The organism is Mycobacterium sp. E342, assembly GCF_001667665.1.
Lineage (GTDB): Bacteria > Actinomycetota > Actinomycetes > Mycobacteriales > Mycobacteriaceae > Mycobacterium.
The window spans coordinates 1-764 of the sequence record NZ_LZJM01000217.1 but is presented as its reverse complement, the minus strand read 5'-3'; the positions used below and the strand labels follow the sequence as shown (position 1 = coordinate 764).

1 protein-coding gene is annotated in these 764 nt (G+C 63.1%); it reads left to right on the top strand.

Going from position 1 to position 764, the window contains the following annotated elements; translation table 11 throughout:
• Nucleotides 1-183: sensor domain-containing protein (locus A5692_RS16550; RefSeq protein WP_197514489.1), on the top strand; the 183-nt coding region annotated here is incomplete at its 5' end.
• Between the last annotated feature and the right edge of the window lie 581 nt (nucleotides 184-764).

Genomic DNA, 764 nt, shown 5'->3' with positions numbered 1-764 from the left:
GGCAAGGATCTGACGTGGACCGCGACGGAACTGCAGGACGGGAAGCCCACCGGTTGGATCTGCCCCAACGTGGCGCGCGCGAAGAACAATGTGATCATCACTGCGCAGGTGTGCCAATACGGCAATGGCGCTCCGGCCGCAGCGACGATCCTGGACAAAATCTCGGCGAAGATACCGGGCTAGAGCTTTTCACGACTCCTGCCTGGCCCGGGGCCGCACGATGTTCTCGGCGTTACGGCTTCGGGGCCGGTGCGCGATGCGGGCTATCCGGAGTGCTCAGCGGTTGGCCGCCCGAAAAACCGCTGACTACTCCAGGGCTATCGGGCGTGCCCATCGGTTGGGCGCCAGACAGGGTGTTGACGGCTTCGGGACTAGCGGGCGTGGCCATCGCTTGGCCGCCCGAGGGCGAGCTGACAGCTGCGGGACTATCGGGTGTGGCCAGCGGTTCTCCGCCCCAGCCGGGGTCGCAACGCGCGATCTGCGGACATGGAAGAGACGGATCGGAGCGCGCCACCGTGTCGCCCAGGCCGCCGGATACCGCGGTGAGCGCTCCGGCGATCGCTGCTCCTGCGGCCAAACGTGTCAATTTCGACATGAGTGAGATTCCAATCGAGCTGAACCGATAAGGGGTGAGGTCCTAAAAGTCAACGAGGTACGGTTGTTAAAACCTCAGCAGTCCTGTCATGGTACTCCTCCCGGATCCTGCACAAAGTATTCCGATTCTCCCGGGTCTATCGGGGTATCTTCTCCGACATCTTGTCCAG